Source organism: Paenibacillus mesotrionivorans (assembly GCF_046098205.1).
Taxonomy (GTDB): domain Bacteria; phylum Bacillota; class Bacilli; order Paenibacillales; family NBRC-103111; genus Paenibacillus_AR; species Paenibacillus_AR mesotrionivorans.
This window is the reverse complement of the sequence record NZ_JBJURJ010000006.1, coordinates 307,270-334,181: the sequence shown is the minus strand read 5'-3', so window position 1 is coordinate 334,181 and position 26,912 is coordinate 307,270. Positions and strand designations below refer to the sequence as shown.

The following is a 26,912-nucleotide window of genomic DNA, read 5'->3' as shown; positions in this document are numbered from 1 at the left end:
GGATAAAAAGGGAGAGGTTCGCAATGAAAAAATGGCTTGGCGTATGTCTCACCGCCGCGTTGGCCGCCGGTGTAGCAGCCGGTTGCGGCAACGATAGCAAAGAAGGGGCAAGCAGCTCCCCCGGTGCTTCCAAAGCCCCCGAAAAAACCAAATTCTCCATCTCGCTTCGGACGTTGGCATTTAACTACGTGGAAAAATCGCCCGATATCAACAACGATAAATGGGTGAAAAAGCTGGAGGAAATGACCAACTCCGATCTGGACATCGTTCTGGTCCCCCACAAGGAATATGAGCAGAAGATGGTGCAGATGTTCGCCACCAATGATATTCCCGACGTAGTCCAAGGCGCAGGCGGCGTCAACGGCAAGGAAATGGCCGGCTCCGTCGCGGCGGGTGTATTTATGCCCCTGGACGATCTGCTCAAGCAGTACGGCCCCAACCTGTTGAAGAAAATCCCCAAGGATGCCTGGGATAACGTAACCTACCAAGGTAAAATTTATGCCATCCCCGAGTACCTGTCCAACCCGTCCCGCCGTGCCACCTGGATCCGCAAGGACCTGCTGGACCAAACCGGGCTGCCTGTACCGAAAACCGTGGACGAGTATTTGAACGTGCTGCGGGCCTTCAAGAAGCTGGGCCTGGAAAATCCCTACATGGGCCGCCAGGATTTCAAGTATGCGGATACCTTCTTTGGCCCGTACGACGTTTACCCGTACCTGTCCATGTTTGAGGAAGTCAACGGCCAGGTTCAGCCCAAGTTTATGGACAACGAGAATATGATGAAAGCACTGCAAACCTACAAAACCATGTACGATGAAGGCCTCATCAACAAGGAATTCGCCACCATCAACGCCACCAACTACAAAAACGCTATTCTGGCCGGCAAAGCAGGCATGTGGACCATGAATGCCAACGAGCTTCTCCAATGGGAGCAGCAGCTGAAATCCACTGTACCCGGCGCCAAGCTGGAGATCATTCCTTCCCCCGTTGGTCCTGACGGCAAGGGCGGCTCCTACCTGTACGGCTCCGTGACCCGAGCTTACTTCGTGAAGACCGGCACCAAAAACGCCGCCGACATTATCAAGTTCTTCGACTGGATGCTCAGCGAAGAGGCGGAAACCTTCTTCACCTTCGGCATCAAGGGCGAAACCTACAAGGAAGAGAACGGCAAGATTTCCTACACCTCTCCTACCGAAGCCAACGGCATTGACGAAGAGCGCTACCGCCAGTCCTTCCTGTGGCTGGTGCAGGATACCACCTACAACAAGGGTTCCCTCAGCCTGACAGAGGAAGGCAAGAACCTGATCAAGGTATACGACACGATTCTGGCAAAAGAAGGCCGCGACGGCATCCAGTTCGATCCCCGTCTGGACGCGCTGGTGAAGAATCCGGACGTGGCTCCCAACTCCGATACCGCACCGCCTGTTCTTTTGACCCATATGGTGAAAATGGTATACGGCAAGGAGCCTATCAGCGATTGGCCGAAGGCAGTGGACGAATGGCTCTCCAAGGGCGGCAAGGATGTTATCAAGGAAGCAACCGAGAAGTACAAGAACAAGCTCGGCGTGACCATGTCCCGCAGATAAAGCCTAGATCAGTAGAAGTGCAGTTCAAGCAGCACCCCAACAGCATACAACCCTCATGGGGCGGAAAACCGGCACAGGGCAACCTGGCCGGTTTTTTTGCTGCGGTTGTCCCAAACGGACTCAGGAAGCGCTATTTAGGACAAAATTGGTGTTTTTCAATTTGAACGGACACACGATCCGTTAAATGTCCGAAAACAACCGTTTTGGTTAGTTTGCAGAGGCATTAACGTACCGTGTGTCCGCGAAATCGGCAAAGGTGCCTATTTTGTGCAAATAACGGCTCCTGAGTCCACATAACCGGATAGCCGGTACTCCATGGCCAATGGAGTCCAGATCCGCCGCACAAACAAACCAGCACTACCAAAAACCGCCAGGCATTAAGCCATGGCGGTTTATTTGTTTCATGCAGGGGGGATTTCCCGTGGCTGATGGTTAGGGAACGTAACGGAACTATCGGACGCTTAGAAGATAATTTTGCGTGTTTCCAAAGTTTAACGGAACTCAGCAACCGTTAGCGATGGATTTGTTGTGTGTTGGGTGCTTTATAGCTGGCTAAGAGCGTCTGAGTTCCGTTAGCGCTGGCAAAACATCAATTTTTGCCTGTAAGAGTCGCTGAGTTCCGTTAGCGTGTCACCAATGGTCGGTTACCAATGGTAGGCTGCCAATGGTCGATCACCAAAGCCTGCCGCTTATGGTTTCGCCTCTACAGTTGCGCTCTCTCGGCCAGCTCCCACAGCAGCCCCCCGTAGCAGCCCCCACAGCAGCCCCCCACAGCAGCCCCTCCGCAGCAGCCCCCGCGACCTACGGCCGGCCCCAATAAGCCACTGTTTCATTAGGCTGCATGTAGATGCCGTCCAGAGCGTACCGGTCGAACAGCTCCTCCAGCGCCGCCACATACTCCGCATACCGGGGATCACCGGCTTGCAGGGAATAGGAGCCGGACAGGTTGCGCGCGATAAAGCCGGCTTTGTCGAAGGCCAGATCATTAGGGAAGGTTTCCACCGAAAAGTCCCCGTGGAAGAAGCTCCCGATCCTGTCATCCAGGTACGCGATCCCGCCGCTGAAGCCGGTAAATGCGGGACAAAACTCCCGCATAATGGCTTCGTTCTCCCGGACTGAATCACGGTCATGGATCCGGGAGTTCCATACCAGCACCACCTGGCCCCCGGACCGCAGAATCCGCCGGCATTCCCGGCCGAAGGCTTGCGCATCAAACCAGTGGAAGGCCTGGGCTACCGTCACCGCGTCCACGCTCCCTCCCGGGAGGGTGGTGTCCTCCGCCGTACCCGCCACCGGGAAAAAACGGTCCTCCGCAGCAAGGCTCCGCTCCGCCACCCCCCGCATATCGGCGTTAGGCTCCACGCCGTAAACCCGGCAGCCGCAGCTGAGCAGCGGCTTGGAGAAAATCCCCGTGCCCGCCCCGATATCGGCCACCTCCGCCCCTGTCCCAATTCCCGCAGCTTGTGCGATGCGGTCCAGCATAGCTTGCGGATAACCCGGCCTGGCCTTGGCGTACACCTCGGCTTTGCCAGTAAATTTACCTGTATTGTCCATGGGAAATCTCTCCCGTCTTTTGCATGTATAGGGCCGGTGTCTGTCTGCACCGCTCTTTAATAATCATAGGGGTGATGCTGTCTGCACCAGCCTTGAACAATCGGCTAACGCCCGCTACAAAACCCGGGCGTGGATATGGAAGTGGCAGCCTTTTTTGCCCAGGAAGGAATAGTCCTCCACATGCCGGAATTGCAGCATCTCGAAGCCGGAGAACAGCTCGGCCGCCTCATGGGCGTTCACGTAGCAGTGGGGCGTCCCTACCTCCCCGTCCTTCACATATTGAAGCGTCCGGACATCCAGCCGCCGGTATTCCGGCCCGGCCTTGGTATAGTTGGGGCTTAGTGTGGAATTCAGAGTCAGGAACACCTCACCGCCTGGGCGGGTGACTCTGGCAATTTCCCGGACGGCCTGCTCCAGCCCCTTCAGATCCGTGTGATAGATACAATGGTAGGAGAGAAGGCAGTCGAAGGTATTGTCGGCAAAAGGCAGCGCCTGTACATCCCCTCTCACCAGCTCCATGGTCAGCTCCCGGTCGGCTGCGGTTGCGGCCAGCGCATCCAGCCCGGATTGGGACAGGTCAAAGGCCGTAACCTCATACCCCTCCTGGGCAAACTGCAGCGCATGGCGTCCCAAACCACAGCCCAAATCCACAAATCGGCGGAGGCCCAGCTCCTTCCATCTCCATACATAGTAGTAACATTCCTGCGCAGGTGTCTCCCAAACCGGGTCCCTGCTTTTGACCCAATCCCATTCCTGAGGCAGCACCGTCATTCCTCATTTCGCATAAAATTTCCAGCTGTAATCTGTTCTCTTATTGTGCCACATCCGGGGCGAAAAGGTAAGTGAATGCGGGGACGGGGCAGGGGGAGTAAAGAGCGAGCCTCAGAGAGGATTGAACCGAGAATGCTTACCCAAAAACAAAAAGAGCCTGCACGGTTTTACAGCAGACTCTTCGGAAGTGGAGATCCGGCCTAACGCCCGGCTCTGATTTGCTTCACCCAGAAGTAGAGGGTGCATCCCACACAATAGCCCAACAGAGCAGCCCCTGCCGCACCCAGCAGCATCGCAGCGAATACATAACCCGCCGTGGTCCAGCCCAGCAGCAGGCTCACCAGGGAAAGGCTGAGGAAAGCCACAGCCAGGGAGTTATTGAACCGCAGCAGCTCGGCGGCTTGGGTTTCCTTGCCTTTAGGGGTGAGGAATAGCCGGCCCAAAGCGGCGAACAGATTCCAGCGCCCGCCGATGAAGAGCCCGATCACTTGAATCAGCCACAGGGCGGCAATGATCCACGGCTGGCCCGACACGAGAAAAGCAATAACCGACAGAACAATACCAGATTGGTTGGCTTTGACATATTCGATGGGGATTTCCTTCATGAGGATTCGCCTCCATTTTAAATCATACTAAATTCATTGGATTAATTATAATTATTGTAGCAAGGAACGGGTCTATCCGTCAATGCGGGATTGGGGTACAATTGGATATATTTCACAACGAATTAGAACCATATGGAGGGAAGAAACATGCTGTCAGAGGATGAAGTGCGCCGCCAGATTCAGGACAACCGCAGGTTTATGAAGAGCATCTTCGGGAAGGACCAGTATGAATCCGATCAAAGCAAAAAGCTGCCCCAACCGCCCTTATCCCATCCCGCTAAAGGAGCAACGGTTATTCCGCTGACCAAGGACTTTGCCGGAGTGGTGAAAGAAGCGGACTACCTGGCTTTGCTCCATGCCCGCAAAAGCGTCAGAGTGTACAAGCAGGAGCCTATCACCCTGGAGCAGCTGGCATTTCTGTTGTGGTCCACTCAAGGGGTGACAGGCATCCGCGGCAGCGGTTATGCGGCGCTGCGTCCTGTGCCTTCGGCAGGAGCCCGGCATCCCTTCGAAACTTATCTGGCTGTGTTTCAGGTGGAGGGTTTGGAGAAGGGCATCTATCATTATCTGCCCATGGAGCATGCCTTGGAGTTTGTTGGGGCGGTGGACAATCTGGAGGATGAGGTGTCGGTGAGTCTGTGCGGGCAAGGCTGGGCGGCCAAAGGAGCAGTCACCTTCTTTTATACAGCGGTGGCGTACCGCAGTGAATGGAGATACTCCATCGCATCCCACCGGGTGATGCTGATGGATGTGGGCCATGTGATGCAGAATCTGTACCTGTCCGCTCATGCCATCGGCTGCGGAACCTGCGCCATAGCTGCGTTTGAGCAGGAGGTGGCGGACCGCCTGCTTCAGGTGGACGGCGAGGAAGAGTTTGTGGTGTATGCGGCGCCGGTTGGAGTTCAGCTGTAGCTGGAGAAGGCTTGGCGCCCGGGTTAGTCCGGATGCGCCTGCATAGAAAAGGACACCCGTTGGCTGTCCTTTTTTTTCTATATAAAGAATTAGCGTGAGCAGATCACTCGCTTGTGAACAAGCTGTTATAAAATTCATTAAAGCTATTGGACACAGGCATAATACACGAGGGAAGCAGCCTGTGATCCTCCTCCAGATACTCCAGGTCACAAAAGAAAATCTGTCCCCGCTCCGGACCATGAACAACGATACAGATCAGACTGTTCCGAGGGTCTGTGCCGATCGGCAGAAAGTGATCCGGGACAATGCGTCCGGTGATGAATTTTCGGTAAGAATCCTCCAGGTTTTTCCAATCGCTCCCATTTAAAAGCGGCAGAAACATTATTACGGAGGTTTCGATTTTTTTGTCCTTGGTTTCAAATCGCCGCAGGCCCCTTTTACCACCGTTGTGGACCAGCAAAAAGGCCTTATATTCCTCCGGAAGGGTAAAACCGTGACGGGTTTCAAAAACTTGGATTTCTTCCTCGCTAGTGGGATCAAACGTCACTTCAAAGCTATCATCCGTGACAGCCCCTTTTGACCATGGTTCTAACGGCATACTGGAGGCTTTGCTGCAGAAGTCAGCGTTGTGCTTCGGGACAGCAGGATCCAGTGGGCTTTCTAACTCACTGGCTTCTCCCGCATCTGACGCCTCCAATGATTCATCCGAATTATCTTCAGTACCACCATCAAAATCACCAGTATCCTCATTGGCCGCCAGTTGCTCTAATAGAGTGGTGAAGGATTCGCAGACAGGTTCAAAAAAGTCCTCCCCTTCCTCGTGATCCCAAAATACAACGGTTGGGTTTTGATCCGTATAGCGGTAATCAAAGCAAATATGATTGCCGAAGGGGTCTTTTGCAAAAGGAAGAACCCGGTTTTCCTTGAACTCGCTCACAAACATCCCCATGTTTAAATAAGAGCTGGTAAAGCTGATCAGGTTGTTGAACACCATAGAATCTCCGTCTTCTCCGCCAAAGGAATCCGGATGGGGGTAACCGCCGTTATGGAGCTTCACACATGCTTTGTAGTCTTCGGGAAAAATGACTCCGAAACGTTCCTCCACGGATTCAATGATGGAAACCTCTAAAGGGCCTTCCGTCATCCGCCATTTGATTTCGGCCATGCTTGTTCCTCCTCTATCACTCCTAAGTGTTCATACAATTTTTATAGTATCCTTCCACATTGTAGGAATCAAGAATATTTTTCCATAGATAAAAAGGAGGAAGCATTTCAGTTGCAGTTATTCCGTCGGTGCCTCACGCAGGCTGTCCCCCGGAACCAGCCGACCCTGCAGGCGCAGATGCTCCAGCGGCTCCCCCGGATTGGCGATCCGCCAGATCATCCGGTCGGCGGCGCGGGCCCCGGTTTCCCGCACGGGCAGGTAGAAGTAGCAGAGGCCCGGAGCAGGCGGCTCCGCCGTCACATCCAGACTGACCAGAGAGCAGTCTGCCGGAATGGAGAGGCCGGACTGGCTGCATAAATAATAGATCCACGGCAGATGCCCCTCTACAGCATTGAGCAAGGCGGTCGGTTTCTCTGCAGCCATTAACCGCAGAAACTCTTTTTGCCAAGCGGCTCCTTCTGCCAGGGACAAGGTCAGATGCCGGGCCCTGTCGGCCTCCAGCCCCACCTCAGCCATGGCCTCGGCGAAGGCCGACCACCGGAGCCTGTAGCCCCGGGAGGAATGGGTATCGCCGATATACAGAATCCGGCGGTGGCCATGGTCCGCCAGAAGCTGGACAGCTTGCCGGACGGATTCATACACATCCCAGACCACACTGTCCACCGTCGCTCCCGTAGGCGGGAAGTTCAGCAGAATCCGCGGAAGGGGCAGGTCCAAGAGACGTTTTTCCAGCTCCGGGGGAGTCATGGGCGGGATGAAAACTCCATCTGCATACGCCAGTCCGCAGCCCTCCGACCATTCCTGCCACGCCACATCGGAATGGGAAGCAACAGAAGGGGCGAACAGCGGCGCCACGGAGGAATGGGAGCCGTGAAAACGCTGGTTCAGCCCCTTCAGCAGCTCCAGATGAATTTGGGAAGGGGTGGTGGCGCTCTCCTGGAGCACCATATAGAACCGCCTCGGCTGGAGCGCCTGCAGAGAGGTATGCTCAAACAGAGAGCTCTCCTTTTGCTCCCGGGTCATATAGCCCTTCTCCTCGGCCAGACGGAGAATCTCCCGGCGGGTCTCCAGAGACATACCCGGTAAGCCGCGCAGCGCTTTGGACACGGTCAGGCGGCTCACCCCCAGCTCGCGGGCCAGATCGTCCATCGTTATTTTTTTGCGGGACATGGCATAATTCTCCTTTATGTAAACCAAATGATAACTAAACGGAAGCTTATCTTTATTATACACTGAAAGTAATTAGAGGCGTACCCAATACGCTTCAAAACATTCCTACAGGAGGTTCGGAGGATGAGCGAAGGATATCGGGTGGCGGCAAAAGTGCTGCCGGTTGCGGCAGAAACGGATGTGTTGGTAGTAGGAGGCGGCCCCGCCGGGGTGGCGGCGGCATTGGCGGCGGCTCGGAACGGTGCAAGGGTGCTGCTGTTGGAGCAGCGCGGATTTCTCGGCGGTATGGGGACATTGGCGCTGGTTCCGGCATTTTGCCCGTACACAGATAAGGAAAAGCCGGTTATCCGGGGGATCGGGCTGGAGCTTCTGGAGAGCATGAAGGCAGCCAGCCCGGCGGTGTTCCGGGAGCGTTACGGGGAAGAGCTGGACTGGGTGCCCATTGACGCCGAGGTGCTGAAGCTGGTTTATGATGCTGCGGTGACGGAAGCAGGGGTCCAGGTGCTGTTCCACACCTTCGTGGCGGATGTGCTGATGGCGGAGGATGGCAGCCGGCTGGAGGGAGTCATTTTGGCCAACAAAGCCGGACTTTCTGTGGTAAAAAGCAGATATTTCATCGACGCCACCGGAGACGGCGACCTTGCGGCACGTGCGGGTGCACCCTTCCAGAAGGGCGGGGAAGATGGCGAGCTCCAGCCGGGCACCATGTGCTATGTGCTGGCCCGTGCGGACCAGAAGCGCTTTATGCAATATCTCGAGGAAAGCGGGGACGGCGGCCAAATTCCTCAGGCTGTTCAGAAAGCCATGGACAACGGCGATCTTCCCGAGGGCCGGAAGAAGGTATCCGGATTTGCCTGGTTGGCTGACGATCTGGTCAGCGTTAACTTCGGGCATGTGTTCGGAATCGACGGCACCAAACCAGAAGATCTCACCCGCGGGGCGATGGAGGGCCGCAAGCTGGTGCAGGTGCAGGTGAACTTCCTGCGCAAGTATGTGCCGGGCTTCGAGCAGGTCCATGTGGTGGCTACCGGTGAGCAGCTGGGTATCCGGGAAACCCGCCGGATTGAAGGGGATTACGTGCTGGTCACCGAGGACTTTATGCAGCTGCGCAGCTTCCCGGATGATATCGCCCGCAATTCATACTTTATTGATGTTCATATGGCCAACAGCAAGGGGAAAACCCAGATTCACCGCCTGAACCCCGGAGAATCCCATGGTGTGCCTTACCGCTGCCTGCTGCCCAAGGGGCTGGACAATCTATGGGTGCCGGGCCGGGCCGCTTCCTCGGACCGGGTGGTTCAGGGCTCGCTGCGGGTGATGCCCAACTGCTTCGCCATGGGCGAAGCATCAGGAACCGCCGCCGCGCTGGCGGTACAGGCCGGAGGTGTCAGCTCCCGTCAGGTGAACGTGGGTGAGCTCCAGCACAAGCTGGTGGCCCAAGGCGCCTGGCTGGGGGAAGAGCTGGCTGCCCAAGCCGCTTCCGTCAAGGAATAGACATGAAATGATGAAGGGATTGCCCCTCTGTTGTCGAACAATTCTGATAACCGGTTGTCAAGCGGGTCTGAAGACAGGCTTGGACCGGATTATCCCGGAGGGTGTGATTCCTTTGAAGAACGAGATCAGGAGCATTCTGCTCACCGCATTGGAGAAGCGGGAGCCGGACACGGATTATATTCAGGGGGAATACGCCTTGAGTCATCATCCGGAGAGCTTTGAGCTGTACGTATCCGGTGCGCTGATCGCCAGATACACCTTTGCCAGCAAGGTGCTGTTTACGGCGGACTGGAACTTCAAGAAGGAAAATCGCTACCTTGGTTATCTGCTGGAGCAGCATGGCTTTGAGGTGCAGGCTGACCCGTTTTTGCTGCAATAACTATGCATCCCCCCTAAAACAAAAGCAAACCGCCGGACCACCATGGCTCCGGCGGTTTTTTTGTTGGATCGCGCATCCAAGGCAGGGACTCCCTGCAAAAGCCCCGCCATGCTCAGCACTTGCGGCAGCTTCCTGGGCCGTGTTTTGCCAACACGGGCCACGAGCCTAACGAATCTCAGCGGCGTTATTTTGCCAATTTGGCTTCATTTCCCGTTTTAACGAATCTGAGGAAGCTTATTCGGTCACAATCAGCTGAAATCCGCTCCTGAGCAGGAAATAAGGTGGCTCATATTCGTTACAAATTGCATCCGGCTACTTTTGCTAAAATAAGCCTTCTCATATTCCTTAGACGGGCGACTCGGTAGGGCGCGGCACGGAGCGGAACGGCAAGGTGGAGCACGGCGAGAGCCCGCAGCGGCACAAAGGTACGCCAGCGCGGCAGGTACGCAGGCTTATGGCACGGCCAGCGCCTGCTTCACCGCCGCCCTCAGCGCCCCGATGTCCGGGGACGCCGCAACAGGCGTGTCCGCCAGCTGCCGCGAGGCCTTCAGGGCCAGCACCCGCGCGACGCTTTCGTCTACCCGAGCCCAGGTCAGCCTGCCGTCGGCCAACGCCTCCTTCAATCCCTGCGCCGCCTCCTGCACCTGGCTGTAGCCATGGGCGACCAGCACCAGGTCGCAGCCCGCCAAGACAGCCCGGACGGCAGCGTCCTTCAGCGGGTAATGCTTGGCAATGGCGCCCATGGTCATATCATCGGTGATAACAACGCCGCTGTAGCCGATTTTCTCCCGGAGCAGCCCGGTGATAATGGCCGGTGATAGGGTAGCCGGATAATCCGGGTCCAGCCGGGGCAGCAGAATATGCGCCGCCATGACGGCTTCCGCTCCGGCTTCTGTGGCGGCCCGGAAGGGCTGAAGCTCCAGCTTCTCCAGCTCCGCCAGGGATTTGTTCACCACAGGCAGCTCCAGGTGGGAATCGGTGGAGGTGTCCCCATGCCCAGGGAAATGCTTGACCACGGGGATCACGCCGCTCTCCCGCAGGCCCTGCATGGCCGCTAACCCGTAGAGCTTAACGGTTTTGGCATCAGAGCCGTAGGAACGGGGGCCGATCACGGGATTGGCGGGATTGCTGTTGATATCCAGCACCGGCGCATAGTCCAGATTAAAGCCGAAGGCCTTAAGCTCCTGCCCCACGGCCTTGCCCAACGCCCTAGCCCGCTCCGGTGTGCCTCCGGCGGCAAGGTCCCGGTTGGCAGGCAGCTCAATATCGACGGGCAGCCGGCTTACCTTGCCGCCCTCCTGGTCTACGCTGAGCAGCAGCGGAATACCGGAGGGACGGTTGAATTCCTTCAGCAGGTTCAACAGGGTGACAGTTTGCCCGGCATCCGTCATGTTGGGTTTATACAGAATGAAGCCGCCCACATGGGTTTCCGTAACTAAACGACGGGCCTCCCCCCCGGCTTCCGTCCCGTCCAGTCCGGCGATCAAGAGCTGTCCCAGCTTCTCCTCGGGGGTCATATTCTTCAGCCTGTCCTGAAGGGAGGTGCTTGTTGAGCTGCCGGTGGCGGCAGCCGGATTCCCCGGTTTGACTGGTGATGCAGTGGCCCGTATAACAGACGAAGCCGAGGGAGCAGGCGTTACGGCGGACACGGAGGCGGCAGCCATAGGAGGCGGTGCGGCAGGGGAGGGGGCAGCCTTATCCCTGCTGCAGCCTGCGGCCAGCACAGTCAGCAAGAAACAGATGGCCAGCGCCCATGGGAGCGGACGGTTTCTCTTTCGGTCCTGCATAGCATTCTCCTCCTTCAAGGTTTGATCCTATTACCACTATCTCCCGGCAACAGCGGGGAGATACCTCTATTCTTTACCCGCAAACCAAACACCCGCCCGAGTTTTCTCGGACGGGTGGAAGAAGGGATATGCCCAAGCTTTACACGGACGGGTGGAAGAGGGGCATATCCCGAATGTGCGTTCTCAGACAGGGAAGAGGTAATGCCTTCCGGCAATAATTAAGCCAGGGTTTTGTCGCCGGGCTTCCAGTTGGCCGGGCACAGTCCGCCGGCTTGCAGAGCCTGGAGCACACGCAGGGTTTCGTCCACGCTGCGGCCCACGTTCAGGTCAGTGACCACTTGGTAACGCAGGATGCCCTCCGGATCGATGATGAACAGACCGCGGTTGGCGGCGCCCAGCTCCTCATCCAATACGCCGTAAGCGCGGGCAGTCACCTTGGTGAAGTCCGCAGCCAGCGGATACTTGATGTCGCCGATGCCCTTGGCATCCCGGGGAGTATTGATCCAGGCGCGGTGGGTGTGGACGCTGTCGGTGGAGATGCCGACGATGTCGCAGTCCAGATCCAGGAATTGCTCGTAAGCGTCGCTGAGCGAGATAATTTCAGTCGGGCATACGAAGGTGAAGTCGAAGGGCCAGAAGAACACAACCAGCCATTTGCCTTTATAATCCTCCAGAGCTACGCGCTCCTCCAGGGTTTCCAGGTTTTTGGTGGACAACAGGTTAAAGGAAGGGGCGGGTTTGCCCACTTTGACAACGGCGGTTTCGACAACTTGACTCATGAATGATTTCCTCCTCGAATGTTGGTTTTTCTATTATAAATAGGGACTGTTTAGGCCAAAGCGGCAAGGGCTTTTTTGATCCGGGTCGGGTTGAGGCCCAGAATGGTGGTTTCTCCGATCACGGTTACGGGCACGGAGCTCATGCCCAGATCCTGCAGCTCCTTGGCGTAAACTTCGCTTTCATCGATATTGCGTTCTTCGAACTCCACATTTTGCTCATTCAGGTAGGCCTTGAGCTGCTTGCAGAAGGTGCAGTGGGTGCTGGAATAAACAACGGCTTTTGCGGACATATGAAATCTCTCCTTATAGGGTTATTTGTATTGGGGAATCAGACTGGCACGGCGGTTGATGAACTTATCAACGGCCATGGCGGCAATGGCGCCGTCGGCGGCGGCCACTACGGCTTGCTTCACGGGAGTGCGGCGAACCTCGCCGGCTCCGAATACGCCGGGAACAGGAGATTGCATCGAGGCGTCCAGCTCCATGAAGCCCCCTTCATCCAGAGGCACCTGGCCTAACAGGAAGTCGGTGCCGGGTTTGCTGCCGGACAGGAAGACGAACACGCCGTCCACCTCAAGCAGCTGCTCTTCCCCGGAGGCGGTTTTGAGCTTTACGCCGCTGACCTTGCTGTCGCCGAGGATTTCCATGGGGCGGGTTTTGGGCATATACACGGTATTCTCCAGCTCCGGGAACCCGTCCACACCCTGAAGGTCCGGCCGTGGCACGATGAAGTGGATTTTGGAGGCAAATTTGGTCAAAGCCATCGCTTCCTCCACCGCTTCCTCGGAATCCCCGATTACCGCTACCTCCTTGCCCCGGAAAAAGGCTCCGTCACAGGTAGCGCATGTGCTCACACCGCGTCCCAGAAGCTTTTCCTCGCCGGGAAGCATCCGGTTGCGGCCTTTGGAGCCGGTGGCTACAATAACGGCCTTGGACTGGTACATGCCCTCGGCTGTAAAGACGGTTTTGGTTTCACCCTCCAGGTCTACGGCAGTAATGGAGGTGGTTTCGAAGGTGGCACCGAAGCTTTTGGCCTGATCCCGTATGGTATCCAAAAGCTCCTTGCCGCTTATTTCGCCCGTTACACCGGGATAGTTGGCAATTTTGTGGGTCAGCGCCAGGGCGCCTGCTCCGGGAGCCTTATCCAGCACCAGGGTGGAAAGATTGGCGCGGGCGGTATAGATGGCCGCTGTTGCTCCGGCAGGACCGCCGCCGATAATAATTACGTCATACATAGGGTTCAAGCCTCCTTGTAGAATCCATTAGGTAACATTTATTTCTAATTAATAATTAGACTAAATATAACTTATGGATACATTTTAACAAGCCTATCCAGAATCTGCATGAAGGTTTGATGAAGAAAAAGTGAACAAATGATGACGTAAACTAAAGGATTTCTTCCACAGCCCGGTAGCCGATGCCGCGGACGGTACCAACATAGGAGGGATTCTTGGGATCATCGCCCAGCTTCTGACGCAGGGAACGGACATGAACATCCACAATATTGCTTCCGCCAAAATATCCCTCTCCCCATACCCGGTCCAACAGCTCCTGGCGGGACAGCACCTTGCCGCAGCCCTCCAGAATCACCCGGAGCAGATCAAATTCCGTCCGGGTCAGCTCTACCCGGTGTGTGCCGCGCTGTACGATATACCGGTTTAAGTCCAGCAGCAGATCCTTTAATAGAAGGACCCCCTCCTGTTGAAGGGGCAGGGCTGTCTTAGAAACTTTCGGCGCCTGCGCCATTTGGGCTTTGATTGCGGACAAGGCTCCACCTAACGAAGAGGGCCATGCCAAGGAAGCAGCCGAAACCAGTCTGAGTGATGCCCCGGAAACAGGGGGAACCAACTGCAGCAATCTGGTGCCGTACAGCTCCAGGTTAGTAATTCCTTCAAGGGCCGGAGCATGGTCCTGCCGGGTGAAATCCAGGATCAGAAGATCCGGCTTCAGCTGGACAAGCAGGGAATAGTCGGCATGGTGGAATACCATCACATCGTAACAGGCCGCCGCCAGCTCCCGTACCAGCTCATGAAGCGTCCCCGGTACCGGGCTGACAATCACAATCCGGTTGGTTACGCTGCAATAGGCCTCCTCCGGGTCCACGCCCGGCGGGAGAAACCGTCTGATTTCGTCCTTTTCCTCCGCTGTCAGCTTGTTTGTGCCCTGCATGAGGCGCACACTCCTTTCAGCAATAACTGGTCCTGATCCAGAAGATATCCGGTTTCCCTGGCTACCTCCTCGGCCCATTCCTTGGGAATGGGAGCGAACACCTCGTCCACCTTTCCGCAAACTGTACATTGGATGTGGTGATGGTGCTCCGTCCGGGCATCGTAGCGGCAGGCTTCCCCTACACGCAGTTCCTGGATCTGGCCGGTTTCAGTCAAATATTTCAGTGTATTGTATACCGTTCCGTAAGCGAATTGGCAGCCTCTCTCCCGCAGACGGTCCATAATCTCCGCCGCGGTAGGATGGTCTGATGAGTCGCATATGACATCCAGAATGGCTTTCCGCTGTGGCGTTAAGAGACCCTTTGGTTTCACGGCACAGACCCCCTGGCATTTATTAATTAGAATAAGTCTAATTATAAAACCTCTTTAAGGAATCTGCAACTTTCAGTCGTGTAATAAGCAGCTATCCTTTATTATCCTATAATTGTTTATACCCTTCAAATAAATGAAAGTGACAAACCGCATACATAGTGTAGAGGGCGAACCGCCCACAAAACGATGGCGAAGGTTAGCTAACATCCGCATGTCTCGGGGGTGTTAATGGTCAGGAGTCTGCAGCTGCCTGTCATTACGTGCTGTCGGACCTTGGGTTTCTGCGCGGCTCGGGGTTTTTTACGGACTGAGAATCCGCTATTTTGCGATTGGACAGCCGTTTTTACTTCTTGCGGGCTCACGATTCGTTATTTCCCATTTTCGGGGCCAAAACTGAGGGTTTAGCATCAAATAAGGGCCGCTCAGTCCGCAAGACAGCAAAAGGTCCTATTTTGAGCCAAATAATGAATCCTGAGTCCGTAAGGATGGCGAGAGGAAGGTGCGGCATAAAGAGAGGTTGTGAAAAAAGGGAAGGGGTGTAGGTGACAGGAAACGGAGCCGGAGACCGGAGGCAGGAGACTGGAAGCCGGATACCGCAGACCGGAAACCGGCAGGTATCCATCAGAGGAACGAGGCGAAAGGTGCGTAGACGGGACTCCAGCCACCCGTGCCGGCCCGCCCAAGTAGCCAAAAGCCCCGTCGGCATCCGGGAGGAACCTCGGGGAGACATCAAAAAACCCGGCAACCGCCCGCCGGGTAACATGAACAAAAAAAGAGGTTGCATCACAAAATACACAGTGCTATAATCAATAACGATCTGTCATTTTTGTATTTTTGCATAGTAAGGCCAATTATGCATTGTTTTTATACTCTTATTGTATCAAGTTGATTTCGGATTGTCAAGGGTTTTGATCTCTACCTTCTGAAGGGAGCGTGCCGCATTGATGATGAAACCGGAGGATTGGAAACAGGAGCAAGCGTATCTGGAGCAGGTGAAGGGGATGCTGCAGGAGGGCATCCGCCAATTGGAGCCCGAAGTGGAAAGGCTGGGGGGGCAGGCTACGGAGATCCGCAAGCGGTTCTGGGAGGAAGTGACGGTGAACACGGCTTCGGACGAGGACTTCGAAGAAACGTTCCACAGCATCCGCCAGCAGGAAGCGCTATTGTCCGAACGTGAGCGCAGCTACCGGGTCCGTTTGCGTCAATGGAAAAACATGAACCGGCTTTTGGCTTCCCCGTATTTCGGCCGGATCGATTTCCGCGAGGATAGCGAAAGCTCCGCCGAACGGATCTACATCGGGGTTTCTTCCTTTGCCGACGAGGACGGGATGACCTTCCTGGTCTATGACTGGCGCACGCCTATTGCCGGGATGTATTACGATTATCCCCTCGGCAAAGCCTCCTTCCATGCACCCGGCGGGGAGATTACCGGAACCATCCAGCTGAAGCGGCAGTACCAGATTGCGGGCGGACAACTGGAGAATGTGTTCGATACCAGCTTGACCATCGGCGATGAGCTCCTGCAGCAAGTGTTGGGCAAAGGGGCAGATTCCCAGATGAGGAGCATTGTGGCAACCATCCAGAAGGAGCAAAATGCCATCATCCGCGACGATACCAGCCGCATGGTGCTGGTGGACGGTGTAGCCGGCAGCGGCAAAACCTCAGCCGCCCTGCAGCGGGTGGCGTATCTGCTCTACAAACACCGGGAGCGGCTGAAGGCCGACCAGATCGTCCTGTTTTCCCCGAATCCCGTTTTCAACAGCTATGTATCGGCGGTTCTGCCCGAGCTGGGCGAGGAAAACATGCAGCAGGCGACTTTCCAGGAATATCTGGAGCAGGCTTTACGGGCGGAATGGTCCTTGGAGGACCCCTTTGACCAGATCGAATATGTCTTGACGAGGTCGGATACGGCAGGCTACGAGGCCCGGATAGCAGGTATGGCTTACAAAGCCTCGGCGGAATTCCTGCAGGCGCTCCATCACTACGGGCAGTGGCTGAACCGGCAGGGTATGCAATTCAACAGCATCTGCTTCCGCGGCCGTGAGCTGATTACGGAGGAGGAGATGCGGGTGCAGTTTTACAGCTATGATCCAGTAGTCCGCTTGCCCAACAGGGTGGAGCTGCTTCAGGAATGGCTGCTGCGCCGGTTAACCGAACTGGAGCGGGATGAACGGGGAGAGGCCTGGGTAGGGGAGGAAATAAACTATCTGGACAAGGAGGAGTATGCCGGAGCCTTCGGGAAGCTGCACCGGGCTCAGGGAGTATTCGAGTTTGCCGAACGGTATGAGGCTGTCCATGAGAAGCAGCAGAACATCACCTGGGGCAAGGAGGATGATTTCGACTTCGCCGAGCGGGAGGAGGATATTCTCCGGCAGGTGGTGGTGAAAGAGAATTTCAAGCCGCTGCGCAAAAGTGTCAAGCGGATTTCGTTCATCAATACCCGCGCACTTTATGCCCAGTTATTCCAGGGGCGAGAGACGTTCACCGGCATGACGGGAGCAGCTGAATTGCCTGCCTGTTGGGAGGAAATCTGCGTGTTGACCCGGGAGCAGCTCGACTCGCAGCGGCTGTTTTATGAGGATGCCACACCGTATCTGTATGTGAAGGAGCTGGTGGAGGGAGTCGGGATCAATACGGAGGTCCGGCATGTGTTCGTGGATGAAGGCCAGGACTATTCGGTGTTCCAGTATGAGTTTCTTGCGAAGCTGTTTCCCAGAGCGAGGATGACGGTGCTGGGTGACTCCAGCCAGGCGATCTTCACGCAAGCATCTGAGCTGCGCGGCACAAGCTCGCCACTTATTAAGCTCTTTGGTGAAGCCGACACCAGGCTGTTCCGTCTGGCAAAGAGCTACCGCTCCACCCGGGAGATTGCCGAGTTCACCAAGTCGCTTTTGCCCGGAGGCAAGGAAATCGAAACCTTCCATAGAAGCGGGGAAAAGCCGGTATTAATCCGAGTGGAGAGCAAGGAGCAGCTGGCAGCAGTGATCCGCCGGGATGTGATGGACCTGCTTGACCAGGGTTATGCATCTGCAGCCGTGATTACGAAAACTGCAGCCGAAAGTGTGGAGGCTTACAAGCTGTTAACGGAACAGGGTCTTACTGATATGAAGCTGGTGACGAAAACATCTGCCGAGTTCGGCAAGGGTATCCTGGTTATCCCCGCTTATCTGGCCAAGGGGGTGGAGTTCGACGCCGTTCTTCTATATGATGCTTCGGCAGACGTATACGGGCAGGAGGCCCAGCGCAAGCTTTTTTATACGGCTTGTACCCGGGCCATGCACCGGCTGATGCTTTATTCCACGGGGGAATGGACGCCGCTCCTGCTGGAGACGGATTCTTCTCTTTATGAAAAAAGGATCATAAATTTATAAGAATTTGTTCCGTTTATTTTCACTTTAAAATCGTGTAATATAGTTAGGTAGCTAATTGTTTGACGGCTAACTAATGTTGCAGTACGGATGAGAAGAGCGTATTTTAGGCATAATGCCATTGCCAGGGAGGTGGGATGGAAGCTTGTTTCATATAGAGACAAATTCCTTGTATCAGTTGTTCAACCAAGTGATCCGGCTTCATTTCCAACGGGTTCACTCCACCTTGGAGCCCCTTGGGCTGTATCCTGGCCAACCTCCGGTTTTGTTCGTGCTGGCCCATAAGGGCGGACTGAAGCAGCGGGAGCTTGCCGACCATTTGCACATCCAGCCGGCAACACTGACGGTTATGCTGAAACGGATGGAAGCCAGCGGCTATATCACCCGCCGTCCCGATCCGATGGACCTGCGGGTGTCGCGGGTCTTTCTGACCGAAGAGGGAAAGGAGCTTTGCCTTCAGGTAAGGAAAGCCTTTGCCAATATGGAGCAGGAGTATTTCGGTGCATTGACACCGGAGGACAAGGAGAAAATGAGGGAGGGATTAACCCTTGTACGCGACCGTCTGCTGAAGGATGGCGGAGAAGAGGTTGGCGGCAAACCATTCGATTGTGAGTAAGCTGCATGATTATGCATAGATAGATGTGATTACAGGATAATTGGAGATGATGAGACTGTGCTGAAGCTGTTCCGTTATTTGAAGCCGTACAGCTGGCTGCTTGTAGCCACTGTAGCGCTTCTGTTCCTCCAGTCCCTGTCCGATTTGTATCTGCCGACACTGATGTCGGACATTGTGGACAAGGGCATTGTTCAAAAAGATACCGGCTATATCTGGTCCACCGGCGGCTGGATGCTCCTGATTGCCTTCGGGGGCACCATCTGCTCCGTGATCGCCATGTATCTCTCCTCGCGGATCGCCATCGGCTATGGCCGGGACCTGCGGGGCAAGGTGTTCCATCACGTGGGTAAATTCACCCTGCGGGAATTCGACTCCGTCGGAACCGCATCGTTGATTACACGCACCACCAACGACGTTCAGCAGATGCAGCAGGTGCTGATCATGATGCTGCGGATGATGATTTCCGCTCCTATCATGGGGATCGGCGGTCTGATTATGGCCTACAACCGGGACCATGTTCTGACTTGGATCCTGGCCATTTCGCTGCCGGTGATGGGCTTGACCATCTGGTTTATCGCTTCCAAGGGTATGCCTTATTTCAAAATTATGCAGAAGCGCATCGACAAGCTGAATCTGGTGCTGCGGGAGTTCCTTGTAGGCATTCGGGTAGTCCGCGCCTTTAACCGCGACGAGCATGAAACCGAACGCTTCACCAGCGCCAACTGGGAGCTGACGGATACCGGCATCCGGGTCAACAAGCTGATGGCGTTTTTTATGCCGGCGATGATGCTGATCATGCAGTTTACCGTGATTGCCGTTACCTGGTTCGCTGCTAAGCGGATTGATATCGGCGAAATGCTGGTAGGCGACATGATGGCCTTCGTCCAATACGTGTTCCAAATTATGTTCTCCTTCCTTATGGCTTCCTTCATGTTCGTTATGATCCCGCGGGCACAGGCATCTGCCGTGCGTATTAATGAAGTGCTGGCCATGGAGCCGGAGTTCGACGATCCTGCCTCCCCCAAAACCGCCAAGGGCCAAAAAGGCTATGTGGAGTTTACGGATGTGTCCTTCCGTTATCCGGGAGCCGAGCAGGCTGTACTCTCCGGCATCTCCTTCAAAGCGGAGCCCGGCGAGGTAACGGCGATTATCGGGGGCACCGGCTCAGGAAAATCCACCCTCATTCAGCTGATCCCGCGTTTCTACGATGTGGAGAACGGGCGGGTGCTGGTGGACGGGGTGGATGTCCGGGAGATGACCCAGGAAACCCTGCGGCAGAAAATCGGCTTTGTCCCCCAGAAGGCAGTGCTGTTCACCGGCACAGCTGCGGACAATATCCGCTTCGGCAAGGAGGATGCCACCGACGAGGAAATCCGCAATGCCGCGGCCACCGCTCAAGCCCTGGATTTCATCCAGGAGATGGAGCAGGGCTTCGATTCTCCGATTTCCCAAGGGGGTAGCAATCTGTCAGGCGGCCAGAAGCAGCGTCTGTCCATTGCCCGCGCTCTTGTCCGGAAGCCGGAAATCTATATCTTCGACGACAGCTTCTCCGCCTTGGATTATAAGACGGACGCCCGTCTGCGGGCCGCGCTGCGGAATGAAACCGGGGAAGCCACTGTCCTGATCGTGGCCCAACGGGTCAGCACCGTAGTGGATGCGGACCGGATTATTGTGCTGGAGGACGGACGTATAGCAGGTATGGGTACGCATAAGGAACTGCTTACCACCTGCGGCGTTTACCGCGAAATAGTGGCGTCCCAGCTTTCCGAGGAGGAGATTGCATGAGTGAACGTGATAAGAACCAGCCAAAACGCGGCCACGGTCCGGGAGGCGGTCCAGGCGGCCCCGGCGGCTTCGGCCGTCCGGTAGAGAAGGCCAAGGACGCCAAGGGTACCTTCAAGCGTTTGGTTCAGTATATGTCCCCGTACCGGGGCAAGCTGCTGGCGATTTTCCTGGTGGCCATTCTGTCCACGGTATTCTCCATTGTCAGCCCGAAGATTATGGGGAAAGCCACCACTAAGCTGTTCGAGGGTGTCATGGCCAAGTTTGTGGCCAAGGTGCCCGGTGCGGCCATTGATTTCGATTATATCGCCCGGATTTGCTTGATATTGATCGGTCTGTATGTGCTAAGCGCCTTTTTCACGTATATTACCCAATTCATTATGGCGGATGTGGCCCAGAAGGCCATGTATGATCTCCGCCAGAAGGTAAAGGATAAGCTTACCCGGCTGCCGCTGAGCTATTACGATGCCCGGAAGCACGGCGAAATTCTGAGCCGTGTGACCAACGATATCGATACCATCAGCACGACGCTCCAGCAAAGCTTGACCCAGCTGATTACCTCTGTGGTTACCATCATCGGGATTCTGGTCATGATGCTGACCATCAGTCCGGTGATGACCCTGATTGCATTGGTGACGCTGCCCCTCAGCGCCGTCATTACCCAAGTTATCGCCAAACGGTCTCAGGGCCATTTTATTGCCCAGGCCCGGTCCTTGGGTGAGCTGAACGGTCACATTGAGGAAATGTATACGGGGCATAAAATCGTCAAGGCCTTCGGCCGCGAGGAGTCCTCGGCCCAGAAGTTCGAAGAGATCAATGAAAAGCTGTATGATGCCGGCTACAAGGCCAACTTTGTCTCCGGTATTATTATGCCGGTGCTGAACTTCGTCAACAATGTGGGTTATGTGCTGATCTGCGTAGTGGGCGGTCTGTTCGTGGCCCGTGAGCGGATGAACATCGGTGATGTGCAGGCGTTTATCTCCTACATGCGGCAGTTTACCCAGCCCATTGTACAAACAGCCAACATTGCCAACGTGCTGCAGGCCACGATCGCTTCCGCGGAGCGGGTCTTCGAAATTCTCGATGAGAAGGAAGAGGAGCCGGATGAGGCCAAAGCCATTACCGCTACGGATTCCGTGCAGGGCACGGTGCGCTTCGAGCATGTGAACTTCGGCTACAAGGCCGATGCGCCGTTGATTGAGGATATGAATATAGAGGTTAAACCCGGCCAGACGGTGGCCATTGTCGGTCCTACCGGCGCCGGCAAAACCACGCTGGTTAACCTGCTGATGCGCTTCTATGAGGTAGGCGACGGCAGCATTACCATCGACGGCCGCAATATCCGCGACTGGAAGCGGGGCAGCCTGCGCAGTCTGTTCGGCATGGTGCTTCAGGATACGTGGCTGTTTAACGGCACCATCCGCGACAATATTGCATACGGACGTAAGAATGCTACGGAGGAAGAGATTATCGCGGCGGCCAAGGCGGCTCACGCGGACCGCTTCGTCCGGACATTGCCGGAAGGGTACAATACCATATTAAATGAGGATGCCTCCAATATTTCGCAGGGGCAGCGGCAGCTGTTAACCATTGCCCGGGCCATTCTCGCCGATCCGTCGATTCTGATCCTGGATGAAGCCACAAGCAGCGTGGATACGCGCACCGAGGTATACATCCAGAAGGCGATGACCCGCCTGATGCAGGGCCGGACCAGCTTCGTCATCGCCCACCGGCTGTCTACCATCCGGGATGCGGACTTGATTCTGGTGATGAACCACGGTAAGGTCATCGAGAAGGGAACCCACCAGGAGCTCTTGGCCGCGGGAGGCTTCTATGCCGACTTGTACAACAGCCAGTTCACCACCGCCGGTGCCGGCGGCGAGGTGGAAGTGGGGTAAGATAATAAGAGCCAACGTTTTGTAAGCCCGCGTGGCGCCTTCGGTAAGGAGGCCGTCATGCGGGTTTTTTGTGCGACCTTTACATGCGCATGAAAGGGTACCGGAGGCGGTAACGGAACTGAGCGACCCTTAGAGGGCGAATCGGAACATTTGATTCTGTAACGGAACTGAGACGCACTTAGCCGGGAAAAAAGGCGGCAACTGCCTATTATTCCGCGGCTAACGGTTTCTCAGTTCCGTTACGTTCTGCAAACGCGTAAATCCCGGCTCTAAGCGTGTCTGAGTTCCGTTAGCCCGCGCGCCGAATTCGCTCCGAGGCTGCAGCACACATAAACACACCGCCTGACTCCAAAAGGGAGACAAACGGTGTGTTTATTACATTGTTCAATGTTAAATATGGAATTTCAATTAACTAACTGCGCTGCTTTAGCCACTCCGACAGCTTGCCGGTTTCAATACCCGCCAGCAGCACAATCCCGATCCCGTGGGTATCGTTGGTTACCGCGTTCAGCTCATGCTTGTAATAGTCCGGTGTGAAGGAATAGGAGGAGCCGCGGCACACGCCATGCACGTTTCCGAAACGGTCGATGCCGTATTGGGTTAGGGCCAACCAGCCCCGGTTCACCGCCGTTACCGCCTTTTGCTCCAGGTCCTCCCGGACCCAGCCCAGCCGTACCCCCCGGGACAAGCCGTATACAAACATACTGGTGCAGGAGGTTTCGGCATAGGAATCGGGATGGGTCAACACCTGATGCCACAGCCCGGTTTCTCCCTGCAGGGCCATATACCCTTCGGCCAGCTCATTGTAGAAGGCCAGCAGATTCGCCCGCTCCGCGTGGGTTTCCGGCATCACCTCCAGCAGCTCCGACAAGGAGAAGAACACCCAGCCATTGCCCCGGCCCCAGGGAACATTGGTCGGTTTGTTATGCTGAAAGTCGTACACATGGGACATAATCTTGTATTCAGGAATAAACAGATATTTCTTAAATTGGATAAATTGTCTTGCTGCGTCATCCAGATAGCTTGTATTTCCCGTCAGCTTATAATAACGGACCAAAAACGGGGTGCTCATATACAGATCGTCCGCCCACATGGTATGTCCACGGACAGGATTGCTGCTGAGGCGGAAGAAAGCCCCGTCTTCACGCCGTTCCTGATTATGCTCCATATGGTTGGCGATCTGCTCCACTACATAAGGAGTATGGGGGTCCTGCGAGTCCCGGTACGCTTCCAGAACGGCGGAGCCGAAGGAGCCGCAGTCGTCCAGCATATCCATTTCGACCAGCTGATTGTCGACGGAGGGGTAGCCGTACTGCTCCGCATCCCACTTGGCATACCGGTAAATCCGGGTGCATTCCGTAATATGGCTGATGGCATAATCGAGAATTCCCCGTTTTTCCAACAGTCTGCCCGTTTGCATCAGCCCGTACAGCGTAACCCCCAGAGGATAATTCCACTTGGCGAACAGCCCATTGTCCAGATAAGGCCGCACCCAAGTGTTGGGCAGGTCCAGCCGCCAGAAGAATGAGCTGCCTTCCTGCTCGAACAGACGGTACAGGGAGCAGATGCTGTCGGCAGACTCCTCCAACGGTTGATCCAGAGGCCCCAGATACAGCCAAGGTCCACTGCTTCCCTTCACACCCCTGGGAATGGACAGTGCTGCATTTTTCCCATCCACGGTAAAGTCAAGGCTGTACTCCCAGCCATTGCCGGAGGCAGACAGCTCCACTAACAGCACATGTTTCCCCGGGTTCAGCTTGAATTCTACTTTGTCCCCTGTTTTCAAAGCTCCAGCAAATACCACCTGACCATCCAGCCACAATCTCAGGTTTCCTGCAGAATGGCCCTCCAGTCTGCAGACCTGTGTGCCGGCGCCGGAATGCCGGAGCTCCGACCACAGATAAGCCACCTTGCCGGGAGTCCGGCCGAAAATCCGGGTACACGGATTCTGCGCCGATTGCTCCGCATCCCAGGAAAGCTCCGGGTACCAGCCCATGCCTGACAACGTTTCCAGGCCTGTATAGTCCGGAAGCTCCGTTTCACTGAAGTTGTCCGCATCCATGGCGTCCGAGTAGACCCAGCCGGCCTGGCCTTTTCGTTCCTGGAAGGGGGACATAAACTCCATGGGATTCCACTTGGTGTTCAGAGTGCCGAAAACCCCGCCGAAGCCTGTAGGCGCCTTCACAAATTTGATGCAGACCGCATTCCAGCCCTTTTGCAGCTTGGCCCGGATACCCTTCACCATCTTGGGATTCACTTCTTCGCCGATATCGGCTCTGTACAGAAACTCCCGGTTCAAATAAACCGAAGCAGGACCATAACAGCTCAGTCCAAAGTCCGTCCACCCGTCATGGTTGCTCCACAGCAGGCCAAAAGCATACGCATACTGGCCCGGCTTGGCCTCCGGCAGCTTTTCCTCCAAATTCATGTCATATCTGCCGTTATTCTTCTTCATAAAGCCTTCCCGGGAAAATCCACGGAACTCAAACGGCAGCGCAGGATTCCTCCCGATATAAGCATTGGCTATGGTCTCGAGAACGTCATCCGTACGGTCGTAAAGCTTCGTGTAAATACTTTCCTGCTCATCAAAATAGGGCTTCATTATGGCAGCTCCTTTATGAAGTATTCTACGATTTATGTTAGCATACGTTGAGTTTTTAATGGATGAATGATATGATTCGATTTGTAATATATCCCGATTATTTGGTGGTGTAATGCCTTGAGGACAACTGAGGTTCTAAACGCCATGGTTCCCCATTTTATCCTGGCTATCAAACGCTACGCGACTCCTTCCTGGAAGATTCCCCATGGCGTTTTTCCCCACCACAATCTGATGCTGGTCATGGATGGCGAAGCCAATCTCTTGTGTAATGATGCGGAGTTTACAGCCGTCAGCGGAGATATCGTATATTTCAAACCCGGCGACATAAGAAGGGGGGACACCAATCCGGATGCCCTTGTGAAATGCTATACAGTTGATTTTCAATATGCCTGTCCGATTATGGAGAATGGCAGCTGGGTCCAACTGGATGCTGCTCTTCCGTTCCCGTCTCATACCCACATTCAGGACCGGTATCTGTTCCGCCGTTTGAAGGAATTATTCGAGGAATTTATGCGGCATTGGTCCTCGGGGCATGAGAACCGGATCTTCCGGTGCCGCGCCGATTTTATGGAGATCATCCTGCTGATTTCGAATTACCTGGAAAAGGACACCGTCAATTACAGCGCCATTCATAAGGTGGAGAAGGTCATCAACTATATTGCCGCCAACTATACCCGGAAGCTGACGCTGGATGAGCTGGCCAATAGTATCGATATCAGCCCTTCCCATCTGGGCCATATCTTCAAGGAAACCACAGGGGAAACCCCCTTCGAGTTTATTATCAAATACCGGATCGCCCGGGCGAAGGAGTTTCTGGAGATGGGGTATTCCGTAACCGATACGGCAGGGTTGGTCGGTTTTGGCGACATGTTTTATTTCAGCAGATACTTCAAGAAAATAGAGGGGATCTCCCCGACCAAATATACCGGTATGTAGGGCCTGTCTTCGAAGACAGCCCCTAGTGCCCGGCAGCAAAAAGCCCTTCCCGCAGCTTTCGCGAAAAGGGTTTTTTCTTATCCCACTAACCTTTGAGTGCTCCAACCATAACGCCCTTCACAAAATATTTCTGCAGGAACGGATACGCCGCCAGGATGGGGAGAGTCGCTACCATAATCGTGGCGTATTTGATGGTTTCCCCAATGGATGCCCGGTCCTGGGCAGCGGTGCCGGTCATCATTTCGTCGGTGCTGTTGGAAATCAGGATTTCCCGCAGAGCCAGCTGCAAGGGCCATAATTCCCGCTTCCGCAAATAAATCATGGCGCTGAACCAGGAGTTCCAGTGGCCAACCCCATAATACAGCACCATTACGGCAATGGTCGGCAAGGCCAGCGGGATAATGATTTTGAACAGAATGATAAAGTCATGCGCGCCATCCAGGTGGGCAGATTCAATCAGACTGTCGGGAATCGCTTGAAACGACGTCCGCATAATGATCAGATTCCAGGTTCCGATGGCTCCGGGAACAATCAGCGCCCATAAGGAATTCATTAACCCCAGATCCTTCACCAGCAGGAAGCTGGGAATCAGGCCGCCGCCGAAAAACATGGTGAATACAATCATGATGGTAATCGGTTTTCTCCAGAAGAAATCCTTTCGGGAAAGAACGAAGGCGCCCATGGCTGTCATGACTATGTTATAAGCCGTACCCACGACGACAATAAACAGGGTATTCTTATAACCTGTATAAATAATCGGGTTTTTCAGCACGGCCTTATACGCATCCAGGCTGAAATCCAAGGGCCTAAGCAGCAAGCCGCTGTGTGCGGTAAGATGGTCTGCGCTGCTTAAGGAAGCAAATACCACATACACAAAGGGATAGGCGGTGATCAGTGCCAGCCCAGCCAATAAAAGCACGTTGAATGTATCAAACACATAATCGCCGAATGTCTTCTTGATTACCATA

Annotated in this window: 22 protein-coding genes; 9 read left to right on the top strand and 13 right to left on the bottom strand. The window is 55.1% G+C overall.

What is annotated here, in order from left to right:
- Positions 1-23: 23 nt before the first annotated feature.
- Complete coding sequence (locus ACI1P1_RS11415) at positions 24-1,586, top strand: extracellular solute-binding protein (protein WP_416216512.1); 1,563 nt, start codon at positions 24-26, stop codon at positions 1,584-1,586.
- An 801-nt stretch (positions 1,587-2,387) separates the two neighbouring features.
- Here the strand turns inward: ACI1P1_RS11415 and ACI1P1_RS11410 are convergent.
- From ACI1P1_RS11410 to ACI1P1_RS11400, 3 genes are all read right to left on the bottom strand, one after another.
- Positions 2,388-3,140 carry a class I SAM-dependent methyltransferase gene (locus ACI1P1_RS11410; RefSeq protein ID WP_416216511.1) on the bottom strand — a complete coding sequence of 251 codons (753 nt, stop codon included), beginning with the start codon at positions 3,138-3,140 and terminating at the stop codon, positions 2,388-2,390.
- A 114-nt stretch (positions 3,141-3,254) separates the two neighbouring features.
- Positions 3,255-3,911 carry a class I SAM-dependent methyltransferase gene (locus ACI1P1_RS11405; protein WP_416216510.1) on the bottom strand — a complete coding sequence of 219 codons (657 nt, stop codon included), beginning with the start codon at positions 3,909-3,911 and terminating at the stop codon, positions 3,255-3,257.
- A 200-nt stretch (positions 3,912-4,111) separates the two neighbouring features.
- Positions 4,112-4,516 carry a DUF4395 domain-containing protein gene (locus ACI1P1_RS11400; RefSeq protein ID WP_416216509.1) on the bottom strand — a complete coding sequence of 135 codons (405 nt, stop codon included), beginning with the start codon at positions 4,514-4,516 and terminating at the stop codon, positions 4,112-4,114.
- Positions 4,517-4,663: 147 nt separating this feature from the next.
- On the opposite strand from ACI1P1_RS11400, the gene ACI1P1_RS11395 reads away from it, so the two are divergent.
- Positions 4,664-5,428: a SagB/ThcOx family dehydrogenase gene (locus tag ACI1P1_RS11395; RefSeq protein ID WP_416216508.1), complete on the top strand. Its 765-nt coding sequence runs from the start codon at positions 4,664-4,666 to the stop codon at positions 5,426-5,428.
- A gap of 103 nt (positions 5,429-5,531) precedes the next feature.
- Here the strand turns inward: ACI1P1_RS11395 and ACI1P1_RS11390 are convergent, their stop codons facing one another.
- Complete coding sequence (locus ACI1P1_RS11390) at positions 5,532-6,593, bottom strand: SMI1/KNR4 family protein (protein ID WP_416216507.1); 1,062 nt, start codon at positions 6,591-6,593, stop codon at positions 5,532-5,534.
- A gap of 117 nt (positions 6,594-6,710) precedes the next feature.
- The gene (locus ACI1P1_RS11385) at positions 6,711-7,763 is read right to left on the bottom strand and encodes a LacI family DNA-binding transcriptional regulator (RefSeq protein WP_416216506.1); all 1,053 of its coding nucleotides are present in this window, start codon (positions 7,761-7,763) and stop codon (positions 6,711-6,713) included.
- Positions 7,764-7,886: 123 nt separating this feature from the next.
- Here ACI1P1_RS11385 and ACI1P1_RS11380 point away from each other — a divergent pair, with 123 nt between their 5' ends.
- Both ACI1P1_RS11380 and ACI1P1_RS11375 read left to right on the top strand, forming a co-directional pair.
- The gene (locus ACI1P1_RS11380; protein ID WP_416216505.1) at positions 7,887-9,257 is read left to right on the top strand and encodes an FAD-dependent oxidoreductase; all 1,371 of its coding nucleotides are present in this window, start codon (positions 7,887-7,889) and stop codon (positions 9,255-9,257) included.
- 7 nt (positions 9,258-9,264) lie between these two features.
- The gene (locus tag ACI1P1_RS11375; protein ID WP_416216504.1) at positions 9,265-9,636 is read left to right on the top strand and encodes a hypothetical protein; all 372 of its coding nucleotides are present in this window, start codon (positions 9,265-9,267) and stop codon (positions 9,634-9,636) included.
- 452 nt (positions 9,637-10,088) lie between these two features.
- Here ACI1P1_RS11375 and nagZ read toward each other — a convergent pair whose 3' ends face one another.
- The 6 genes from nagZ to ACI1P1_RS11345 all read right to left on the bottom strand — a co-directional run bounded on the left by nagZ (position 10,089) and on the right by ACI1P1_RS11345 (position 14,742).
- Positions 10,089-11,423: a beta-N-acetylhexosaminidase gene (nagZ, locus tag ACI1P1_RS11370; RefSeq protein WP_416216503.1), complete on the bottom strand. Its 1,335-nt coding sequence runs from the start codon at positions 11,421-11,423 to the stop codon at positions 10,089-10,091.
- A 218-nt stretch (positions 11,424-11,641) separates the two neighbouring features.
- Positions 11,642-12,202, bottom strand: a complete 561-nt coding sequence (locus ACI1P1_RS11365; protein WP_416216502.1) for a peroxiredoxin — start codon at positions 12,200-12,202, stop codon at positions 11,642-11,644.
- 50 nt (positions 12,203-12,252) lie between these two features.
- Positions 12,253-12,492 carry a glutaredoxin family protein gene (locus ACI1P1_RS11360; protein ID WP_416216501.1) on the bottom strand — a complete coding sequence of 80 codons (240 nt, stop codon included), beginning with the start codon at positions 12,490-12,492 and terminating at the stop codon, positions 12,253-12,255.
- Positions 12,493-12,513: 21 nt separating this feature from the next.
- Positions 12,514-13,437: an NAD(P)/FAD-dependent oxidoreductase gene (locus tag ACI1P1_RS11355; protein ID WP_416216500.1), complete on the bottom strand. Its 924-nt coding sequence runs from the start codon at positions 13,435-13,437 to the stop codon at positions 12,514-12,516.
- A 151-nt stretch (positions 13,438-13,588) separates the two neighbouring features.
- Positions 13,589-14,371 carry a winged helix-turn-helix domain-containing protein gene (locus ACI1P1_RS11350; RefSeq protein ID WP_416216499.1) on the bottom strand — a complete coding sequence of 261 codons (783 nt, stop codon included), beginning with the start codon at positions 14,369-14,371 and terminating at the stop codon, positions 13,589-13,591.
- Positions 14,350-14,742, bottom strand: coding sequence for a Fur family transcriptional regulator (locus ACI1P1_RS11345; protein WP_416216498.1), 393 nt, complete (start codon positions 14,740-14,742; stop codon positions 14,350-14,352). The genes ACI1P1_RS11350 and ACI1P1_RS11345 overlap by 22 nt, the downstream gene beginning before the upstream one ends.
- 944 nt (positions 14,743-15,686) lie before the next feature.
- Here ACI1P1_RS11345 and helD point away from each other — a divergent pair.
- From helD to ACI1P1_RS11325, 4 genes are all read left to right on the top strand, one after another.
- Positions 15,687-18,113 (top strand): RNA polymerase recycling motor HelD, encoded by a 2,427-nt coding sequence (gene helD / locus ACI1P1_RS11340; protein WP_416216497.1) that lies wholly within the window; start codon positions 15,687-15,689, stop codon positions 18,111-18,113.
- 142 nt (positions 18,114-18,255) lie between these two features.
- On the top strand, positions 18,256-18,726 hold the full coding sequence (locus ACI1P1_RS11335) for a MarR family winged helix-turn-helix transcriptional regulator (protein ID WP_416216496.1): 471 nt from the start codon (positions 18,256-18,258) through the stop codon (positions 18,724-18,726).
- Between the two features lie 57 nt (positions 18,727-18,783).
- Positions 18,784-20,511, top strand: coding sequence for an ABC transporter ATP-binding protein (locus ACI1P1_RS11330; RefSeq protein WP_416216495.1), 1,728 nt, complete (start codon positions 18,784-18,786; stop codon positions 20,509-20,511).
- Complete coding sequence (locus tag ACI1P1_RS11325) at positions 20,508-22,406, top strand: ABC transporter ATP-binding protein (RefSeq protein WP_416216494.1); 1,899 nt, start codon at positions 20,508-20,510, stop codon at positions 22,404-22,406. The genes ACI1P1_RS11330 and ACI1P1_RS11325 overlap by 4 nt, the downstream gene beginning before the upstream one ends.
- A gap of 412 nt (positions 22,407-22,818) precedes the next feature.
- Here the strand turns inward: ACI1P1_RS11325 and ACI1P1_RS11320 are convergent, their stop codons facing one another.
- A complete protein-coding gene (locus ACI1P1_RS11320) occupies positions 22,819-25,008 on the bottom strand; it encodes a glycoside hydrolase family 88/105 protein (RefSeq protein WP_416216493.1) in 2,190 nt (729 codons plus the stop codon).
- 117 nt (positions 25,009-25,125) lie between these two features.
- Here ACI1P1_RS11320 and ACI1P1_RS11315 point away from each other — a divergent pair, with 117 nt between their 5' ends.
- Positions 25,126-25,944 (top strand): helix-turn-helix transcriptional regulator, encoded by an 819-nt coding sequence (locus ACI1P1_RS11315; protein ID WP_416216492.1) that lies wholly within the window; start codon positions 25,126-25,128, stop codon positions 25,942-25,944.
- 85 nt (positions 25,945-26,029) lie between these two features.
- On the opposite strand, the gene ACI1P1_RS11310 is transcribed toward ACI1P1_RS11315, so the two are convergent.
- Positions 26,030-26,911, bottom strand: coding sequence for a carbohydrate ABC transporter permease (locus tag ACI1P1_RS11310; RefSeq protein WP_416216491.1), 882 nt, complete (start codon positions 26,909-26,911; stop codon positions 26,030-26,032).
- Between the last annotated feature and the right edge of the window lies 1 nt (position 26,912).